15 protein-coding genes are annotated in these 14,295 nt (G+C 61.1%); 9 read left to right on the top strand and 6 right to left on the bottom strand.

What is annotated here, in order from left to right; all coding sequences use genetic code 11:
• Window positions 1–11: 11 nt before the first annotated feature.
• The 3 genes from ACN50D_RS09555 to ACN50D_RS09545 are packed head-to-tail and all read left to right on the top strand — an operon-like array spanning window position 12 to window position 2,785.
• Window positions 12–395, top strand: coding sequence for a Zn-ribbon domain-containing OB-fold protein (locus ACN50D_RS09555; protein WP_020971157.1), 384 nt, complete (start codon window positions 12–14; stop codon window positions 393–395).
• Entirely contained in the window at window positions 388–1,518 is a 1,131-nt protein-coding gene (locus tag ACN50D_RS09550; protein ID WP_003942932.1) for a thiolase family protein, read from the top strand. Before ACN50D_RS09555 ends, ACN50D_RS09550 begins: the two co-directional genes overlap by 8 nt.
• Window positions 1,519–1,573: 55 nt before the next feature.
• Window positions 1,574–2,785 (top strand): PucR family transcriptional regulator, encoded by a 1,212-nt coding sequence (locus tag ACN50D_RS09545; RefSeq protein ID WP_211921692.1) that lies wholly within the window; start codon window positions 1,574–1,576, stop codon window positions 2,783–2,785.
• On the opposite strand, the gene ACN50D_RS09540 is transcribed toward ACN50D_RS09545, so the two are convergent.
• The gene (locus ACN50D_RS09540) at window positions 2,786–3,613 is read right to left on the bottom strand and encodes an SDR family oxidoreductase (RefSeq protein WP_047269379.1); all 828 of its coding nucleotides are present in this window, start codon (window positions 3,611–3,613) and stop codon (window positions 2,786–2,788) included.
• A 164-nt stretch (window positions 3,614–3,777) separates the two neighbouring features.
• Here ACN50D_RS09540 and ACN50D_RS09535 point away from each other — a divergent pair, with 164 nt between their 5' ends.
• Entirely contained in the window at window positions 3,778–5,010 is a 1,233-nt protein-coding gene (locus ACN50D_RS09535) for a PucR family transcriptional regulator (RefSeq protein WP_136471993.1), read from the top strand.
• A 4-nt stretch (window positions 5,011–5,014) separates the two neighbouring features.
• On the opposite strand, the gene ACN50D_RS09530 is transcribed toward ACN50D_RS09535, so the two are convergent.
• Window positions 5,015–5,362: a hypothetical protein gene (locus ACN50D_RS09530; protein WP_003943172.1), complete on the bottom strand. Its 348-nt coding sequence runs from the start codon at window positions 5,360–5,362 to the stop codon at window positions 5,015–5,017.
• 225 nt (window positions 5,363–5,587) lie between these two features.
• Here ACN50D_RS09530 and ACN50D_RS09525 point away from each other — a divergent pair, with 225 nt between their 5' ends.
• Window positions 5,588–6,673: a TerC family protein gene (locus tag ACN50D_RS09525; protein ID WP_211921690.1), complete on the top strand. Its 1,086-nt coding sequence runs from the start codon at window positions 5,588–5,590 to the stop codon at window positions 6,671–6,673.
• A gap of 61 nt (window positions 6,674–6,734) precedes the next feature.
• Here ACN50D_RS09525 and ACN50D_RS09520 read toward each other — a convergent pair whose 3' ends face one another.
• Window positions 6,735–7,781 (bottom strand): NADP-dependent oxidoreductase, encoded by a 1,047-nt coding sequence (locus tag ACN50D_RS09520; RefSeq protein WP_042451682.1) that lies wholly within the window; start codon window positions 7,779–7,781, stop codon window positions 6,735–6,737.
• Between the two features lie 368 nt (window positions 7,782–8,149).
• Between ACN50D_RS09520 and ACN50D_RS09515 the strand changes: the two genes are divergently transcribed.
• Together ACN50D_RS09515 and ACN50D_RS09510 are read left to right on the top strand one after the other, a co-directional pair.
• Complete coding sequence (locus ACN50D_RS09515) at window positions 8,150–9,415, top strand: cytochrome P450 (protein ID WP_211921688.1); 1,266 nt, start codon at window positions 8,150–8,152, stop codon at window positions 9,413–9,415.
• 138 nt (window positions 9,416–9,553) lie between these two features.
• Window positions 9,554–10,135, top strand: coding sequence for a PadR family transcriptional regulator (locus ACN50D_RS09510; protein ID WP_050656919.1), 582 nt, complete (start codon window positions 9,554–9,556; stop codon window positions 10,133–10,135).
• 82 nt (window positions 10,136–10,217) lie between these two features.
• Here ACN50D_RS09510 and ACN50D_RS09505 read toward each other — a convergent pair whose 3' ends face one another.
• Window positions 10,218–10,940, bottom strand: a complete 723-nt coding sequence (locus ACN50D_RS09505) for an IclR family transcriptional regulator (protein WP_007730520.1) — start codon at window positions 10,938–10,940, stop codon at window positions 10,218–10,220.
• Window positions 10,941–11,220: 280 nt separating this feature from the next.
• Between ACN50D_RS09505 and ACN50D_RS09500 the strand changes: the two genes are divergently transcribed.
• A complete protein-coding gene (locus ACN50D_RS09500; protein ID WP_007730522.1) occupies window positions 11,221–12,147 on the top strand; it encodes an alpha/beta hydrolase in 927 nt (308 codons plus the stop codon).
• A gap of 5 nt (window positions 12,148–12,152) precedes the next feature.
• On the opposite strand, the gene ACN50D_RS09495 is transcribed toward ACN50D_RS09500, so the two are convergent.
• Both ACN50D_RS09495 and ACN50D_RS09490 read right to left on the bottom strand, forming a co-directional pair.
• On the bottom strand, window positions 12,153–12,803 hold the full coding sequence (locus tag ACN50D_RS09495) for a Dabb family protein (protein WP_211921687.1): 651 nt from the start codon (window positions 12,801–12,803) through the stop codon (window positions 12,153–12,155).
• Window positions 12,796–13,143, bottom strand: a complete 348-nt coding sequence (locus ACN50D_RS09490; RefSeq protein ID WP_007730530.1) for a hypothetical protein — start codon at window positions 13,141–13,143, stop codon at window positions 12,796–12,798. Before ACN50D_RS09490 ends, ACN50D_RS09495 begins: the two co-directional genes overlap by 8 nt.
• A 241-nt stretch (window positions 13,144–13,384) precedes the next feature.
• Here ACN50D_RS09490 and ACN50D_RS09485 point away from each other — a divergent pair, with 241 nt between their 5' ends.
• Window positions 13,385–14,272, top strand: coding sequence for an SDR family NAD(P)-dependent oxidoreductase (locus ACN50D_RS09485; RefSeq protein ID WP_042921616.1), 888 nt, complete (start codon window positions 13,385–13,387; stop codon window positions 14,270–14,272).
• The last annotated feature ends 23 nt before the right edge of the window (window positions 14,273–14,295 follow it).

Genomic DNA, 14,295 nt, shown 5'->3' with positions numbered 1-14,295 from the left:
ACTGACGAATAATGCACCCTTCATTCGACGATGCCGCCCTGCGATGTGAAGGCACGAGCATCAGACTGCTGGCTTCGCAGTGCAGTCGGTGCGAGAACATCAGCTTCCCTTGCCGTGAGCGTTGCGCCAAGTGCTACGCCCCGGCGACCCAGATCGAACTGGCCGAGTCCGGTACCGTCTTATCGCATTGCACTGCAGCATTTCCGATTGCCGGAGCGCAACCTCCCGTGACCATCGCGCAGGTGCGTATCGGTGACGCCGACATCGAAATTCTGGGAGTCAGTGCCGATCCCGTTCGAATCGGTGATGTGGTTTCCGTTGTTCCCCGGAGTGCGGGCACGGAAGACTCACTGTTCACGACATACGGTTTCGAAAAGGAGTCGCGCGATGCGTGAGGTATACATCTCGGGCGTCGGAATGACGCCGTTCGTTTCCAAAACGACGACACCGCCACATGTTCAGGGTGGACAGGCGTTGAACGCGGCCCTCGGGGATTCCGGACTGGACTGGGCTGAAGTCGGCCTGCTCGTGGTCGGTGCCGTCGGTACCGGAATGTCGACCGCTCCGCTGGTTCTGCACGAAATGGCGTGGACCGGGATTCCTGCTGTTGCGGTAGAGAACGCATCAGCCACCGGCACAGCGGCTTTCGAGCAGGCCCGCGCTGCTGTGGCATCGGGGCAGGTGGAAACTGCCGCGGTGGTCGGAGTCGGAAGCCTCGGTGCTCTCTTGATGAGCCGCGCTGCCGAAGGGGAACGTGAACCGGACTTGATTTCTGTATCCGGCATGGCAGTTCCTGCTGTTCCGTTTGCGTTGATGAAGCAGGCTCGCATGCATCGACACGGCGAATCGGCCGACGCCAGCCTCCTGGTGGTGGAGAAGAACCTCTTCAATGCAAGCCGAAACCCCATGGCGCAGCGTAACAAAGCATTGACGATGGACGAGTTGAAAGCTGCACCGATGCTGGTGGATCCGCTCCGGCGCGTCGAATCCTGCCCGATCGGTGACGGCGCAGCGGCAGTCGTCATCACCAGCAGAAAACTCGCGAACGCCAGTCGGGCCGTCCGAGTGGCTGCCGCCGTAGCGGAGACGGACAAGTGGCACGGGGCTGCCGCGTTCATGCCTGATCTCGGTGTGACCAAGCGGGTCTCCGCCCGTGCCTACGAGCAAGCTGACATTCGCCCCGACAACGTCGACGTCGTAGAGGTTCACGAGGCTTTCAGCGTCGAAGAACTGCAGTACATCGAGGATCTCGGGTTGGCGGCGGAAGGGAAGGCGTCGTTCGCGATGGCAGACGGCGATTTCCACATCGGAGGCCGTGTCGCGGTCAGCCCCAGCGGTGGACTGATCGGCCGTGGGCATCCCGGTGGAGCTACCGGCCTGTCCCAGTTCGTCGAGATCACGCAGCAGATTCGTGGGCAGTCCGGGGTCCGTCAGCACGACGGTGCGCGGATCGGATTCGCGCAGATGATCGGAGCCGGCGGAGTGAGTTACGCGCACATCCTGGTCGGCGAAGACTAGCGGTTCCGGTACGACAGTCCCCCCGCCTTCGGAACGTGGTGGAAGAATGCGGGGGGTGAACGCAACCGGAGTGCCCACAGAAGTGCTTTCCCGGGTAGCCGCGGCAGGGGCGGACGACGCCGGTGGCCTACCCGTCGAACTGCTGGGTGATTTCCTCGACGTGCTCAGCGACGCTGTCTGTGAAGGGAAACCGCTGCAGCGTCGCCAGCTGCACCGCTTCCGCGCTCGCGGGGAAGAAGCAGCGCAGCAGGGTGTCGCCCTGCGAGCCCTGCTCGATCTGTATCTCTCCTCGGCCTGGCGTCTGTGGCGTGAACTGCCTGCTGTTATTGCGGCACAATCGGATCCGAATGCCGTCGTCGCGGCCGGCGAAGTGATGCTGCGTGCCGTCGACGATGCCGTCGCCGAACTGGCCGAAGGGTTTCAGTTGGCCAGACGTTCTCTGGTCCGCTCGCAGGTATCGGCACGCCGCGAGTTCGTCGACGACTTGTTGACCGGCGGCGCTGACGTCGTCGGATTGTTGGATCGCGCTTCAGGATTCGGTCTCCACCTCAGTGGTCCGCATGCCGTGGCGGTAGTGACCGCCGCCCGTGAGTTCACCGACGACAACCCTTTGGTGCGCGCCGTCGAACGTGCCGTTCTGGGTAGCAAGGGTGACGCCGACGCGTTGGTCGCCAGCAAGAGCGGCAAACTGGTGGTCGTTTTCGCGGCGCCGGATCGCGATGCCGTCGACCACGTGCTGGCAGGGATTCGGTCGGCTCTCGGACCGGGGACCGATGACGTTGGGCGAGTGCAGTTGCAGCGGCGTCCTTTGGACGGCACGTGGCAGATCGCTGTCGGGCGCCCTCGAACCACCGCTTCGGGCGTGGTGGCGTCGTACCGGGAGGCGCTGGACGCACTGGACCTGGCGCAGCGCCTGTCGTTGACCGCACCGATCATCGATGCTCGTGACCTGCTGGTCTACCGGGTTCTGGTCAACGACAGACCGGCGGTCACCGACCTGATCCACACCCTTCTCACACCGCTGCTCGAGGCGCGTGGTGGCGCTGGACCGATGATCGACACACTGCTCGCGTACTTTTCCGCCGGCGGCAATACGGCTAAGACCGCCCGAGACCTGCATTTGTCCGTCCGCGCCGTGACGTACCGGTTGGACCGCATCCGTGAACTCACCGGTCAGAACGTCAACGATCCCAACGACAGCTTCGCGCTCCACGCTGCCGTACTGGGTGCGAAGCTGCTCGACTGGCCGGCCACCGAGCTGACCTGATCAGCTTGCGCGGGCGCGTTCTTCGTAGGCAGCACGTGCCGCGGTGTCGACGTCGCCGAGAAACTGCGTCTCGACGCCGAACAGTCGGCTCAATGCCTCGTACGGCCGCCGGGGGAAGAAGCCCTGTGCCTGCACGAGAAGCCCGGACACCCGCGTAATACGTACGCGTGGCCGTGGTTTGGTGATCAAGCCGACGATGGCTTCGGCGATTTCCTCCGGCTGAACCTCTCGGAATCCCTTCATTCCCGAAGTGCCCGAGGTGAGTTGGGTGTTGGTGAGCGTCGGCAGCACGGACGAGATGTGAACTCCGGTGCCACGAACTTCCTTGCGGACAGAATCGGTGAAGCCCAACACCGCATGCTTGGCGCCGCAGTACGTCGACAAACCCGGGCACGGGAGTTCGCCTGCAAGCGAAGCGATGTTGATGACGTGTCCACGTCCGCGTGGAAGCATCCGTCGCAATGCGAGCTTGGTTCCCGTGATCACGCCGAGGACGTCGATCTCGATGATGCGTCTGGTCACGGAGTCGTCCTCGTCGACGATCCGTCCGACCGGCATGATGCCCGCATTGTTGACCAGCACGTCGATCGGGCCGAGTTCACCTTCGACGGTGTCGAGGAAGTCGAAGAACGAGGCGGGGTCGGTGACGTCGAGGCGCCCGAACGTGCGGATGCCCAAATCCTTGGCTGCTCGCGCGAGAGTGGCTTCGTCGATGTCGCCGATCGCGACGGTCGCACCCAGGCTGATCAGCCGCTTCGCGGTGGCGTATCCGATGCCCCGGGCGCCGCCGGTGATGACCACTACCTGACCGTCGAAAGGTTTGTTCATTTACTCCAGCGTCTCCAAAGATAGGGGTTGGTTGCAGTGAGATGAATCTGCAGTGAGATGTGATTGTGGACCAGTCGAAACCGGGTTGCTAGGGCTTCTTGGCCGAAGTGAGACGATAGATTTGTGACTAAGTCACAATCAGGGTGACAAGTCGGGGAGGCGCCATGGACACATCGGAGTTGGACGGCTGGATTGCAAATCTCGCGCCCATCTATCTCCAGCCGGATGTGATCGACGGTTTCGTTCAACGCATCGACGACGCCATTGCGGTGGCCAATCCTGAAGTGGCGGGTGATCGGGAGCTACGACGCGATGTGGATGCGAGCACTGCGGCGCAGCTTCGCGTCATCGTGGCCGCGATCGCGGGCGGTTCCCAGGAGGTCACGCCGCCGCCGGAGTCGGTTGCGCTTGCACTCACCGTTGCCAGGCGCGGTATGGATCTTCGAGTCCTGCTCAAGATCTACGGTGCCGGACGCCTCGCGATGCTGGGCTTCGTCGACGAGTCGATAGAAGCACTTCCGATCGGTCCGGAACTCAAGCGCGCACTTCTGGTCCGAGTGTGGGGTTCGGCGATGAGATGGCTGGAAGTGACCACCGAATTGTTGGTGGCAACGTATGCGAAGGAGCGTGAGAGCTTGGCGCGCGGCGCTTTTGCGCGTCGGTCCGAGACGGTGCACGCGATTGTCGCAGGCGAAGCACTTCACTCCGATGAGGTGTCGCAGATTCTCGACTACCCGATGCGACGCCACCACACTGCGTTTGTTCTCTGGACGGACGACACCGATCCGGCCGCCGACGTATTGGCCCGATTGGACTCGTATGCGCGTTCCTTTGTGGACGAGTCGAACGCCGAGCGCGTGCTGACGCTGCCTTCGGGGGCGCGCGAGGTGTGGTCGTGGGTCGCGCATTTCGACGGCCATGAGTGGGCGGCGCTCGATCGTGCTCGGAATTCGGATCTTCGTGTCGCGGTGGGGGCCAGCGGTTACGGAATGGAAGGATTCGCGCGCAGTCACCGCGAGGCTCTCGCCGCGCAGCGCATCGCGGTCCGTTCGACGGGTTCGCCGGGGGTCACCGTCTACGAAGATGTTCAGGTTCCCTGTCTGCTCACCGAAGATCTGGACGAACTGCGTGCGTTGGTGGCCCGGGAATTGAAAGGACTCGCCGGCGCGGACGGTGTCACGACGCGTATCCGTGACACCGTTCGGGTCTATTACGAGAACAATTGCACTGCAGCCGCTACCGCCGTGGCGCTCGGTCTGCACAAGAACACCGTGCGGTATCGACTCGATCAGGCCGAAAAGCTGTTAGACCGCAGCGTGGACCAGCGTCGGCTGCCAACAGAGTTGGCGCTCATCGCGCTGGAGAGCTACGGAGCCGCCCTCCTGGCGAACCCGTGACTCGCTACTGCATGTCGTCGAGCCCGGGGAGCGAATAGCCGGAGCTGTCATCCCAATCGGCGGGGGTGTCGTCGAGTGAAACGTCCCAGTCTGCGTCGGGCACCGCTCGCCGGAGTTCGGTCAGAGCGTTGAACCAGTAGACGAGCGAAGGGATTACCTCGGTCGGGTCGCTCGAGATCTTTGTCGAACCGTTGAGCAGAGTGTTGGGGATATCCGACGGATAGAGGTCCAGGACCTCGTAGTCGAACGGAAATTCGTCGTTGTGGACGGCGATGAGTCGGTCGACTTCGGCCTTCTCGTCGTCGGTCAGCGGTGTGGTGCGGACGGCGGAGTAGTACAACGAGGTGCTCATGCTTGCCAGGCTAGAACAAGATGCCGTCCAGCGGCGGTTTCGGACGCAACACCCTCAGATTGCATGGTTTCGGCAACTTCAGGTGTGAAAGTCGTCGATATTTCGACCGGGATGGATAGAAGTCGGCAAGGAACACTGGAGAAGACGGCGAGACGGCCGTCCGAACCCAGTGAAGGAGCTCCCCGTGACCGCAGTCATCAGTGCCATTCGGGTAGGTGGTCAGCGATGAACGTTCCCATGTGGGCGTGGGCCGCGTTCGCCGCAGTCATCGTCGTCATGTTGCTCATCGACCTGCTCGCCCACCGCGGCGCGCACGTCATCGGCTTCAAGGAAGCGGCCTGGTGGAGTGCACTCTGGGTCGGTTTGTCTCTCGTATTCGCGGTGGTCGTCACCCTGACCTTGGGGGTGAACTCGGGCGTCGAATTCACCACGGCCTGGCTGTTGGAGAAGAGCCTCTCCGTCGACAACCTCTTCGTGTTCGCCCTGATCTTCGGTTACTTCAAGGTGCCCCGTGAATACCAGCACCGCGTGTTGTTCTTCGGTGTCATCGGCGCCCTGATCTTCCGCGGTATCTTCCTCGCCGCCGGCGTTGCCGTGGTCAGCAAGTTCACGGCCGTTCTGTTCGTCTTCGCCGCCATCCTGCTCTACAGCGCCTACAAGCTGCTCAAGGACGACGACGAGAACTTCGATCCGGGAACCTCGCTGGCGGTTCGCTTGCTGCGCAAGATCATGCCGGTCCGTGAGGAATACGCAGGAACCAAGTTCTTCGTCAAGGAAGCCGGAAAGCGCGTCGCAACACCACTGTTCGCCGTCGTCGTCGCCATCGAAGCTGCCGACCTCGTGTTCGCAGTCGACAGTGTCCCGGCAGTGCTGGCAGTGAGTGACGATCCATTCATCGTCTACTCCAGCAACGCGTTTGCGATCTTGGGTCTGCGTGCCCTGTACTTCCTGCTCTCGGGCCTGCTCGAGAAGTTCCACTACCTGTCCAAGGGTCTGTCGATCATCCTCGCCTTCATCGGCGTGAAGCTGATCATGCAGGCCAGCCACAAGGTGATCAGCACGTCGATCCCCGAGATTCCCTCACTGGTCAGCCTCGCGGTGATCATCGTGGTGTTGGCAGGCTCGATCATCCTGAGTCTCAAGAAGCCGCTACCGGAAGAGCCTGAGGCCGAAGAGGTTGCGACCTGTGATGCACCGATCGACCTCGAGAAGTCAGGTGCTGACGGCAGCATCGAGAAATCCGGCGTCCAGCTCGCAACCGGCGAGCGCGACGACGATGACGACAAGGTAGATGCTCGGCCCAGAGGCTGACGCCTGATCGGCTGAACGAATCGAAAAGGGAGACCACACAACGACGTGTGGTCTCCCTTTGTCAAATCATCACCAACTGCTTCCCCCGGTTGTGCCCCGAAAGCTGCCCGATCAAGGCCGCTGGGGCATTTTCGATGCCCTCGGTGACATCGTTGCGGTAGCGCAGTCCACCTTCGGCGATTCGAGCGGACGCCCACGCCCGGTACTCCGGGTACCGGTCGTAGTGGTCGTAGCAGATGAACCCTTCGATGCGTAGACGCTTGCGTAGTACAGGGCGTAGGGGAGGCCCGACTTCGCTTTCATCCTGGTTGTATTCGCTGATCATTCCGCACACGACCACCCTTCCGAAATCGGCCATGCGATCGAAAACCGCTCGCGTGATCGAGCCTCCGACGTTGTCGAAATAGACGTCGACGCCCTTCGGACACAATTCGTCCAACTGCTCGCCGATGTTCGCCGTCTTCCTATCTATGCAGGCGTCGAACCCCAATTCCTCCACAACGTATTCGGTCTTCTCACCCCCGGCGATTCCGATCACCCGGGCGCCCGCCAGCTTCGCGATTTGGCCTGCAACCATGCCGACTGCTCCGCCGGCCGCCGAAACCACGACTGTGTCTCGCTCTCGGACGTCGGCGACCAACCGCATTCCGCAGTGTGCGACAAATCCTGGCTGTCCTAGAATTCCGAGTTCATCTCCTAGGGAAGCTCGATTCTCCCTCGGTATGCGGTCCAGGGCAGCGCCTTTGATTGTGTGATAAACCTGCCAGTGCGTGCCGCCTCGAACCAAATCACCTGCCGCAAAGTCAGGATGCCGCGAAGAAATCACTTCGCCGACTGCGATGCCGTCCAAACCGGAGTGCGCAGGCACCACTCCAGCCAAGACGACGTCGCCGATACCGGCAACAGCTCCCAACGGCCCGGGGGCAGAGCTGGTGGACGGTAGGCGTCTTCGTATCGCCGGATCGATCGAAAGATAGTGGGCGCGGAACAGAACTTCGCCGTCCGCGGGCGGCCGGATCGGAACCTCGTCGATCCGAAAATCTTCTACGACAGGCAAGCCGCGGGGAGCTCGAACGACTCGCACAGCGCGGTTCACATATTCGGTCATGCGCAATTTCCAATCTGCTTCGACACCGGTTCGCATCACTTCTCGGGACGATTGCCCGGAATTGATCTCGCCGCCTTACTGATTCACGGCGAAGACGTCTGGGAATTCTGTCCTCGAGCAGCAAGGAGCGCACCTTCCCGCCCGCTCAGTGAGAATGTGGCAACCCGACGTCCGGAGCGCGACTTCATTTCCCATACAGCGGGCGGTTTGTTGGTTGCCTCGTAGTCCGACTGTGAAGCTCTGCGCAGTTCAGTTCAGCGCAGCGCTGACGCTCGTCACCAGTGGTATTCGGCTGTGGATTTTTACGAGGGCGTCAATGATCTGCCAGATCTTGTGTGAGTGATTTTGTCGAGGACGAGAGGTTGACTATGACTTCGCCGGTGGGTTCGGAGCGTGCGGTTCATGACACAACGGATTGGCTCAGAACGGGATTGGTCGATCCAACGGAGCCAGGCTTCCTGTCCGATCCGTACGCGCGGTACGCGATTGCGCGAGAAGTTGCTCCGGTACAACAGCATTCGAATGGCGTATACATGCTTTTCGCCTACGACGACGTGAAACGCGCATTGGCGGACAAGTCGCTGAGTTCGTCGGAACAGTATGCACTCGAGGCACCGCGCAATATGCGGATCAAGGCGGCCGGTGGCAGCGACGCCTACTTGTTGCGCCCATCGTTGTCGAAGCTGGATCCGCCGGACCATCTGGCATTGCGCAAGCTACTGGCGCGCCCGTTCACGCCCAGGGCAATCAAGCGTTACGACGCGCGGGCGAAGGAAATCGTCGACGAGTTGCTTGCCGATCATGGACGGGGCTCCGAGATCGAGCTGGTGACGGAAGTTGCTCATCCGCTACCGATTCGCCTTGTCTGCGAAATTTTCGGTATCCCCGTACCTGCCGACACCGATACGATGTTCGAGTGGACCCGTAAGGGACTCAACCTACTCGATCCGTTTCTGACTGCCGAGCAGACCAGCGACTACATTTCCGCTCAGCGTGATTTCTCGGCACACCTTCAGGACGTTATCGCTTGGAAGCGCAACAATCTTGGCGACGACATCCTGTCGGACTTCATCTCCGCCGGCGACGAAGGCGAGATAATCGGGCTGGATCAAGTTGCCGCTACCGTGCAGACTTTGGTCATCGCCGGACTGGACACCACAGTCAATCAGGTCGGTCTCACCATGAATGCACTTATGGGCCATCGTGATCAGTGGGAACGACTCGTCGACGACAGGGCACTGCTCGATCACGCGGTAGAAGAAGTCCTGCGCTATGAGCCGACGGCGCAGTTGATGATTCGCATTGCTCCCGAGGATTACGCGGTGGGAGATGCGGTGATTCCGGCCGGAAATCACATTGTGACGTGGCTGGCGTCGGCAAACCGCGATGAAACTCGATTCGGTCCGAACGCGGACAGATTGGACTGGTCGAGGTCAAATGTCCGGGACCACATCACGTTCGGTCACGGTGCGCACGCTTGCCTCGGTGCGTGGTTGGCCCGGCTGGAGATCAAGACCATCCTGAATGCGTTGATCGACAAAGCGCCGAAGACCGAGCTCGTCGACGGTGGAGTGACGTGGGGTGGCACGGCCTTTATCCGCGGTGTCTCCGAACTGCGATTGAACCTTTTCTGATTGCACGAGTTCGTGAACAGACCACTCGGTGGGCAAGTCGGTGTCAGATGGTCGACGTCTTGTTAGTCTGGGCCGGTGCCTGATCCCGCAACTGCGTGTTACCCGGCATTGCCCGCGACAAGTTGGGCAGTGCTGGGAATGCTCACATTCGGAGAAGAACTCAGTGGCAGCGATCTGAAAAGCTGGGCCGACTGGAGCATCGGGTTCTATTACTGGAGCCCGTCGGTGAGCCAGGTCTATACCGAGCTCAAAAAGCTGGAAACGCTGGGATTCGTCAGTTCGCGGGAGGTTTCGGAATCGGGTGGGCGTCGTCGACGAGTGTTCACGATAACCGAATCCGGTATCGAGGCTCTCAGATCATGGTCACGCCGATCGGAGATCGAAACCCCCGTTCTCAAACATGGAGTGATGTTGAGACTGTGGGTCGGCCACCTCAACGACCCCGATCAGCTCAAGTCGATAGTGCTCGATCACATCGACAACCTCGAGGCAAAGAAGCTCAAGGCAATCGAACACGCCGATAACTCGGAGAATGAACCCGCCTGGGCATTTACCGAGATGAGTCTGCGATGGATAGGCCGCCATTTTCAGATGGAGATCGACCTCGCCGCTCAGTTGCTCGATGACATCGATGAGGCCGCCGCTCGATTCGCGCAAGGCGACGCCAACGCTCTCGGCTTGCCGCAGCCCGTCAATGCCGGTAGTTGGAAGTTGATCTGAGCGTGCGGAGGTACAACTCTCCAGATTCTGCCCCACGCCAATAGAATTGTGCTGTCGAGGTTTTCGTGCCCAGTCTTCGTGCCTACTGAGCTCGCATGCTTTCGGTGGTCCGGACGCCCGCATTTCGCCACAGGGAAGCGGCTGTTTCCCGAAGAAGCCCGGTGAGAGGCGAGTTCCGCTCGTCGAGCGGCATTTGTCGGAGCGGTCCGCAGATCGACAGCGCGGAGGTCGCGACGCCGATCGGGCCGATCGGAGTGGCGATCGTGCCGAATCCGTCGATCGGCGTGTCACGGCCGTATCCCACGCCGGTTTTTCGGACCTCGTCGGCCGCCTCTCCTCGCTCGTTGTTGAAGGTGTGGAGGACCCTGCCGACGAGAGTTCCGTCTGCGCGCGTGCTGAAACCGATCCGATTCGGAATCATGCTGGCGAAACGACCTGCCATGTGGGCGCGGCACACCACATTTGAGCCGTCGAGAATCGTCATCTCGACGATCAGTCCGGTACGCCGGTGCAATTCGTACAGGTGCGGATGCGCAGCTGAGTGAAGTCTGTCCTGGTACACGGCCAACGAGCCGAGTTCCACGAGCCGCAACCCGAGCGTGTAATCGCGGCCGCTGCGGTGCAGCCACCGAAGTTGGACCAGATGGTCGAGTATGCGGTGGGCTGAAGACCTTGGAAGCCCGGTTCGTCGGACAATCTCGGCGAGGGTGAGACGATCTCGACCGCCGAACGCATCCAGTAGCAGAGAGACTCGGTCGAGGAAGGCGTTCGGCGTTGCGGGATCGACCTCGAGCTGGAGCGACATGTGTTCCCTCTGCTATCCCGTAGTCAAGTTGGACAACTGCCCTGGACAAGGCTATTTCGATTAGGAATGATGACATGTTTTTTCTGCTTTGTGAAGAAGGCCACCCTGTGGATCGGACGCCTCCGGTGCTCGTCGGCGGAAACGGACCACTGATCGGGAGAGCGGGTTCCTTGCTTGGTGGTGGGCGATCTACGTTGACGTGATCACACGCCAAGTGGACAAACGCGGATGCCGGCGCAGACGTAGCGCCACCCGCCGGGCTGAGAGACCAGGAGACGATATGACGATTCAAGCGGAAGTCACCACGATGCTTGCAACCCTCAACGCTGGATTCCCGGATGTCACCAGTGTCCCGCCGTCGGAGCTACGAACTCTGATTCGGAACCGACGTGCGCCGCTGACGGGTCTTCCCGACATGCTTTCAGTCGAGAATCACGTAATCGACGGTCCCGGTGGAGATCTGGCAATTCGCGTCTTTCGTCCGCATGGAACCTCGAACGACGTTCCTCTCGTGGTCTTCGCTCACGGGGGCGGTTTCGTGTTCTGCGATCTGGACAGTCACGACGAATTCTGTCGATCGATGGCGCAGGGAGTCGGCGCAGTAGTGGTTGCCGTCGACTATCGGTTGGCGCCGGAGCATCCGGCACCGGCAGCCCACGACGACGTCTACGCCGCGGTGGCGTGGGCCAGCGAGCATGCTGCCGAATACGGTTCCGACGCAGGTAAAATCGCACTTGTGGGCGACAGTGCGGGAGGGAACCTCGCGGCGACCGTGGCTATTGCCGCTCGGGATCGGGGTGGTCCGGAAATTGCCCTTCAGGTTCTCATCTACCCCGTGATCGACGACGACTTCGAAACCGAGTCGTATCGGCTCTACGGCACGGGTCACTACAACACCACCGCAGCGATGGAATGGTACTGGCAGCAGTACGCGCCTGAAGGTCGCGACGACGCCCGTGTGATTCCTACGCGTGCGGAGACGCTCGCCGGTCTTCCGTCGGCTGTCGTCGTGACAGCCGAACTCGATCCGCCGTGTTCGTCAGGTGACGCGTATGCGCAGATGCTCGCGACGGCTGGCGTTTCGGTGCGCCATCATCGCTTCGAAGGATTGTTCCACGGCTTCCTCACTATCCCGTCTTTGTCACTGACCGAGCCTGCGCGACAGAAGCTTTGGGCAATGACGCGCGAGGCGCTCGGTAGCGAGTAGGCAGATCACTTCACTGTCAGGAGTCTCTCGGTGAGATTGCCGAACGTGTGACAGATTCTGTCGTGGACCACTGCCTCGGGACATTCGGGGTCGAACCACCGGTCCACCACTGCCCAGTGAATCGGATGATCGAGGTACTGGGTCTGCAGTGAGCCGAGGTCGGTGAACTCCTGCTCCCAGACATGAGTCCATGGTGTGTGCCCGGTCGCTGCGTCGACTCGGCTGAGACGCCAGGCGCAGATCGACGAGATATGGGTAGGCATCCTGAGCAGATCCCGTTCGAATTCTTCGAGTACGTCCTGGGGTGTGCTGGGGGATACCCGGATGAACAGCGCTCGGTACACCTGACCGGCGGCTTCGGCGCCGGAACGTCCCGTGGTCCCGGACGAGTACTCGGCGCCGTGGAAGTGGTCGACGGTGGCGCAGCGCAGGCTGTCGTCGACCGCATCTCGGGCTGTCTGCCAAGCCATCTCGTCTTCGAACTGAAGATGGACGATCAGATCTCCGCCGTTGATGACGCCGGGAAGTGTCGTACAGACGAGACGACGTAGCGCGTTCGACGATTCGGCAACTGCGGCAATGTTCTTCACTGCAGCGGCCCACTCGTCGGCGCCCGCCCCGTTGGCGGCGTGCACGACTCTTGTCACGTTATACATTGCTCAGTCCTTCGATGTCCTTTGCTGCGGCGGCCATGGAGCGACTCCGTTCGATTATGAGCGGAGCCATTGCATCCCACCACTGTCTGAGGGTGGAGTCTCTGCGGCCCTGGCGCGTCATCGACCACCAGCCGGCCGTGCCGTCGACCGTCCAGGTGACGGTCAAGGTGTTCGGGTCTTGATCGCACCACAACGGAGGGCTGACGAGTACGTCGGCGAGTGTCATGCCGCGACGCTGTGCACTCGGCAAATACTGGTCGAGTAGCGCGTCGACGAACTGTCGACCGCATCCCGGTTTAGTGACTATCCGATCGATCACGTAGAGCGTTTCATCTGCCATTGGTGAAGATTACTTTCCCCTAACCCGTTGTGATGCTTTCGATCTCACACAGCGGGAGATAGCGGATTTGGTCATGTGCCCGGCATTTCGACACCTCCCGTCAGGCGGGAATCGTTGCTGTGCAACAGAATCGGATGATGCAACATGGCGGACAACGATTGCGTGAAATGCAGTCGAACTCAGGTCGAACACATACGTCATGTGTTCGATGTCGTGAAGTGGAAGAGGCTTGGAGGAGCAGTTGAATCACTCGCTGGTAGGGAAGACCGCGCTGGTGACCGGGAGCAGTCGAGGCATAGGCAGGGCGATCGCCAGGCGACTGGCGGCAGAGGGGGCAACCGTGGTCGTCACCGCACGGTCGACTCGGCCTACCGCGGCAGTCCGTGCCGACAGTAATGTCGTCATCGGCGGTACGTTGTCCGAGACCGTCGAGATGATCGAGTCGCAACACGGTCGTGCACTTGCCATTCCGGCCGATCTCGAGGATTCCGAGGCTCGCGACGGATTGATCGAGAAGGTCGTCTCGCGGACCGGAGGTATCGACATCCTCGTGAACAATGCCGGGTTTGCCGACTACGCGCCGATCGAGAAGATGTCGCTGGCGACGTTCGATCGGACCCTCGACCACTACATTCGCGCGCCGTTCGCCCTGTCGAAGGCAGCCATCCCCTACATGCGAGAGCGCGGCGCAGGCTGGATCGTGAACATCGGTTCCTCGACGGGACTGAATCCGATCAGGCCCTTCCGCGACTACAACAAGACGTCGGGTGACGTGATTTACGCGTCGATGAAGGCAGCACTGCACAGGTTCACACAGGGCCTCGCCGCGGAGGTGCTGGACGACAATATCGCGGTCAACTCGGTGGGGCCTTCCACTGCGATCTCGACTCCCGGCGCCGACGCACTCATTCCGGATGGATACGAAACCGAGCCCGTCGAGTATCTTGCCGAGACGGTACTGGCCATGTGTTCTCTTCCCGCGGCCGAGCGGACCGGCCTTGTAGCCTTCAGTCTTCATTTTCCCTGGTATCAGGATCTGGTCGTGAAGGCGCTCGACGGGCAAGGGCTGATGCCCAGACGTGAGCCACCGACGTGGTGCAATCCCAACATTCTGCCCGAAGGAATCTGAAGTCTTTGTCGAGCAATAGTTTC

Source organism: Rhodococcus sp. SB1D, from assembly GCF_048573875.1.
Lineage (GTDB): Bacteria > Actinomycetota > Actinomycetes > Mycobacteriales > Mycobacteriaceae > Rhodococcus_F > Rhodococcus_F qingshengii.
This window is presented reverse-complemented; position numbering and strand designations above follow the sequence as displayed.

Bases quoted from the DNA above. Each gene is read 5' to 3' on its own strand.
- ACN50D_RS09555 (WP_020971157.1), top strand. From the start codon at position 12: ATGCACCCTTCATTCGACGATGCCGCCCTGCGATGTGAAGGCACGAGC.
- ACN50D_RS09550 (WP_003942932.1), top strand. From the start codon at position 388: ATGCGTGAGGTATACATCTCGGGCGTCGGAATGACGCCGTTCGTTTCC.
- ACN50D_RS09540 (WP_047269379.1), bottom strand. From the start codon at position 3,613: ATGAACAAACCTTTCGACGGTCAGGTAGTGGTCATCACCGGCGGCGCC.
- ACN50D_RS09535 (WP_136471993.1), top strand. From the start codon at position 3,778: ATGGACACATCGGAGTTGGACGGCTGGATTGCAAATCTCGCGCCCATC.
- ACN50D_RS09530 (WP_003943172.1), bottom strand. From the start codon at position 5,362: ATGAGCACCTCGTTGTACTACTCCGCCGTCCGCACCACACCGCTGACC.
- ACN50D_RS09525 (WP_211921690.1), top strand. From the start codon at position 5,588: ATGAACGTTCCCATGTGGGCGTGGGCCGCGTTCGCCGCAGTCATCGTC.
- ACN50D_RS09520 (WP_042451682.1), bottom strand. From the start codon at position 7,781: ATGACCGAATATGTGAACCGCGCTGTGCGAGTCGTTCGAGCTCCCCGC.
- ACN50D_RS09515 (WP_211921688.1), top strand. From the start codon at position 8,150: ATGACTTCGCCGGTGGGTTCGGAGCGTGCGGTTCATGACACAACGGAT.
- ACN50D_RS09510 (WP_050656919.1), top strand. From the start codon at position 9,554: ATGCTCACATTCGGAGAAGAACTCAGTGGCAGCGATCTGAAAAGCTGG.
- ACN50D_RS09505 (WP_007730520.1), bottom strand. From the start codon at position 10,940: ATGTCGCTCCAGCTCGAGGTCGATCCCGCAACGCCGAACGCCTTCCTC.
- ACN50D_RS09500 (WP_007730522.1), top strand. From the start codon at position 11,221: ATGACGATTCAAGCGGAAGTCACCACGATGCTTGCAACCCTCAACGCT.
- ACN50D_RS09495 (WP_211921687.1), bottom strand. From the start codon at position 12,803: ATGTATAACGTGACAAGAGTCGTGCACGCCGCCAACGGGGCGGGCGCC.
- ACN50D_RS09490 (WP_007730530.1), bottom strand. From the start codon at position 13,143: ATGGCAGATGAAACGCTCTACGTGATCGATCGGATAGTCACTAAACCG.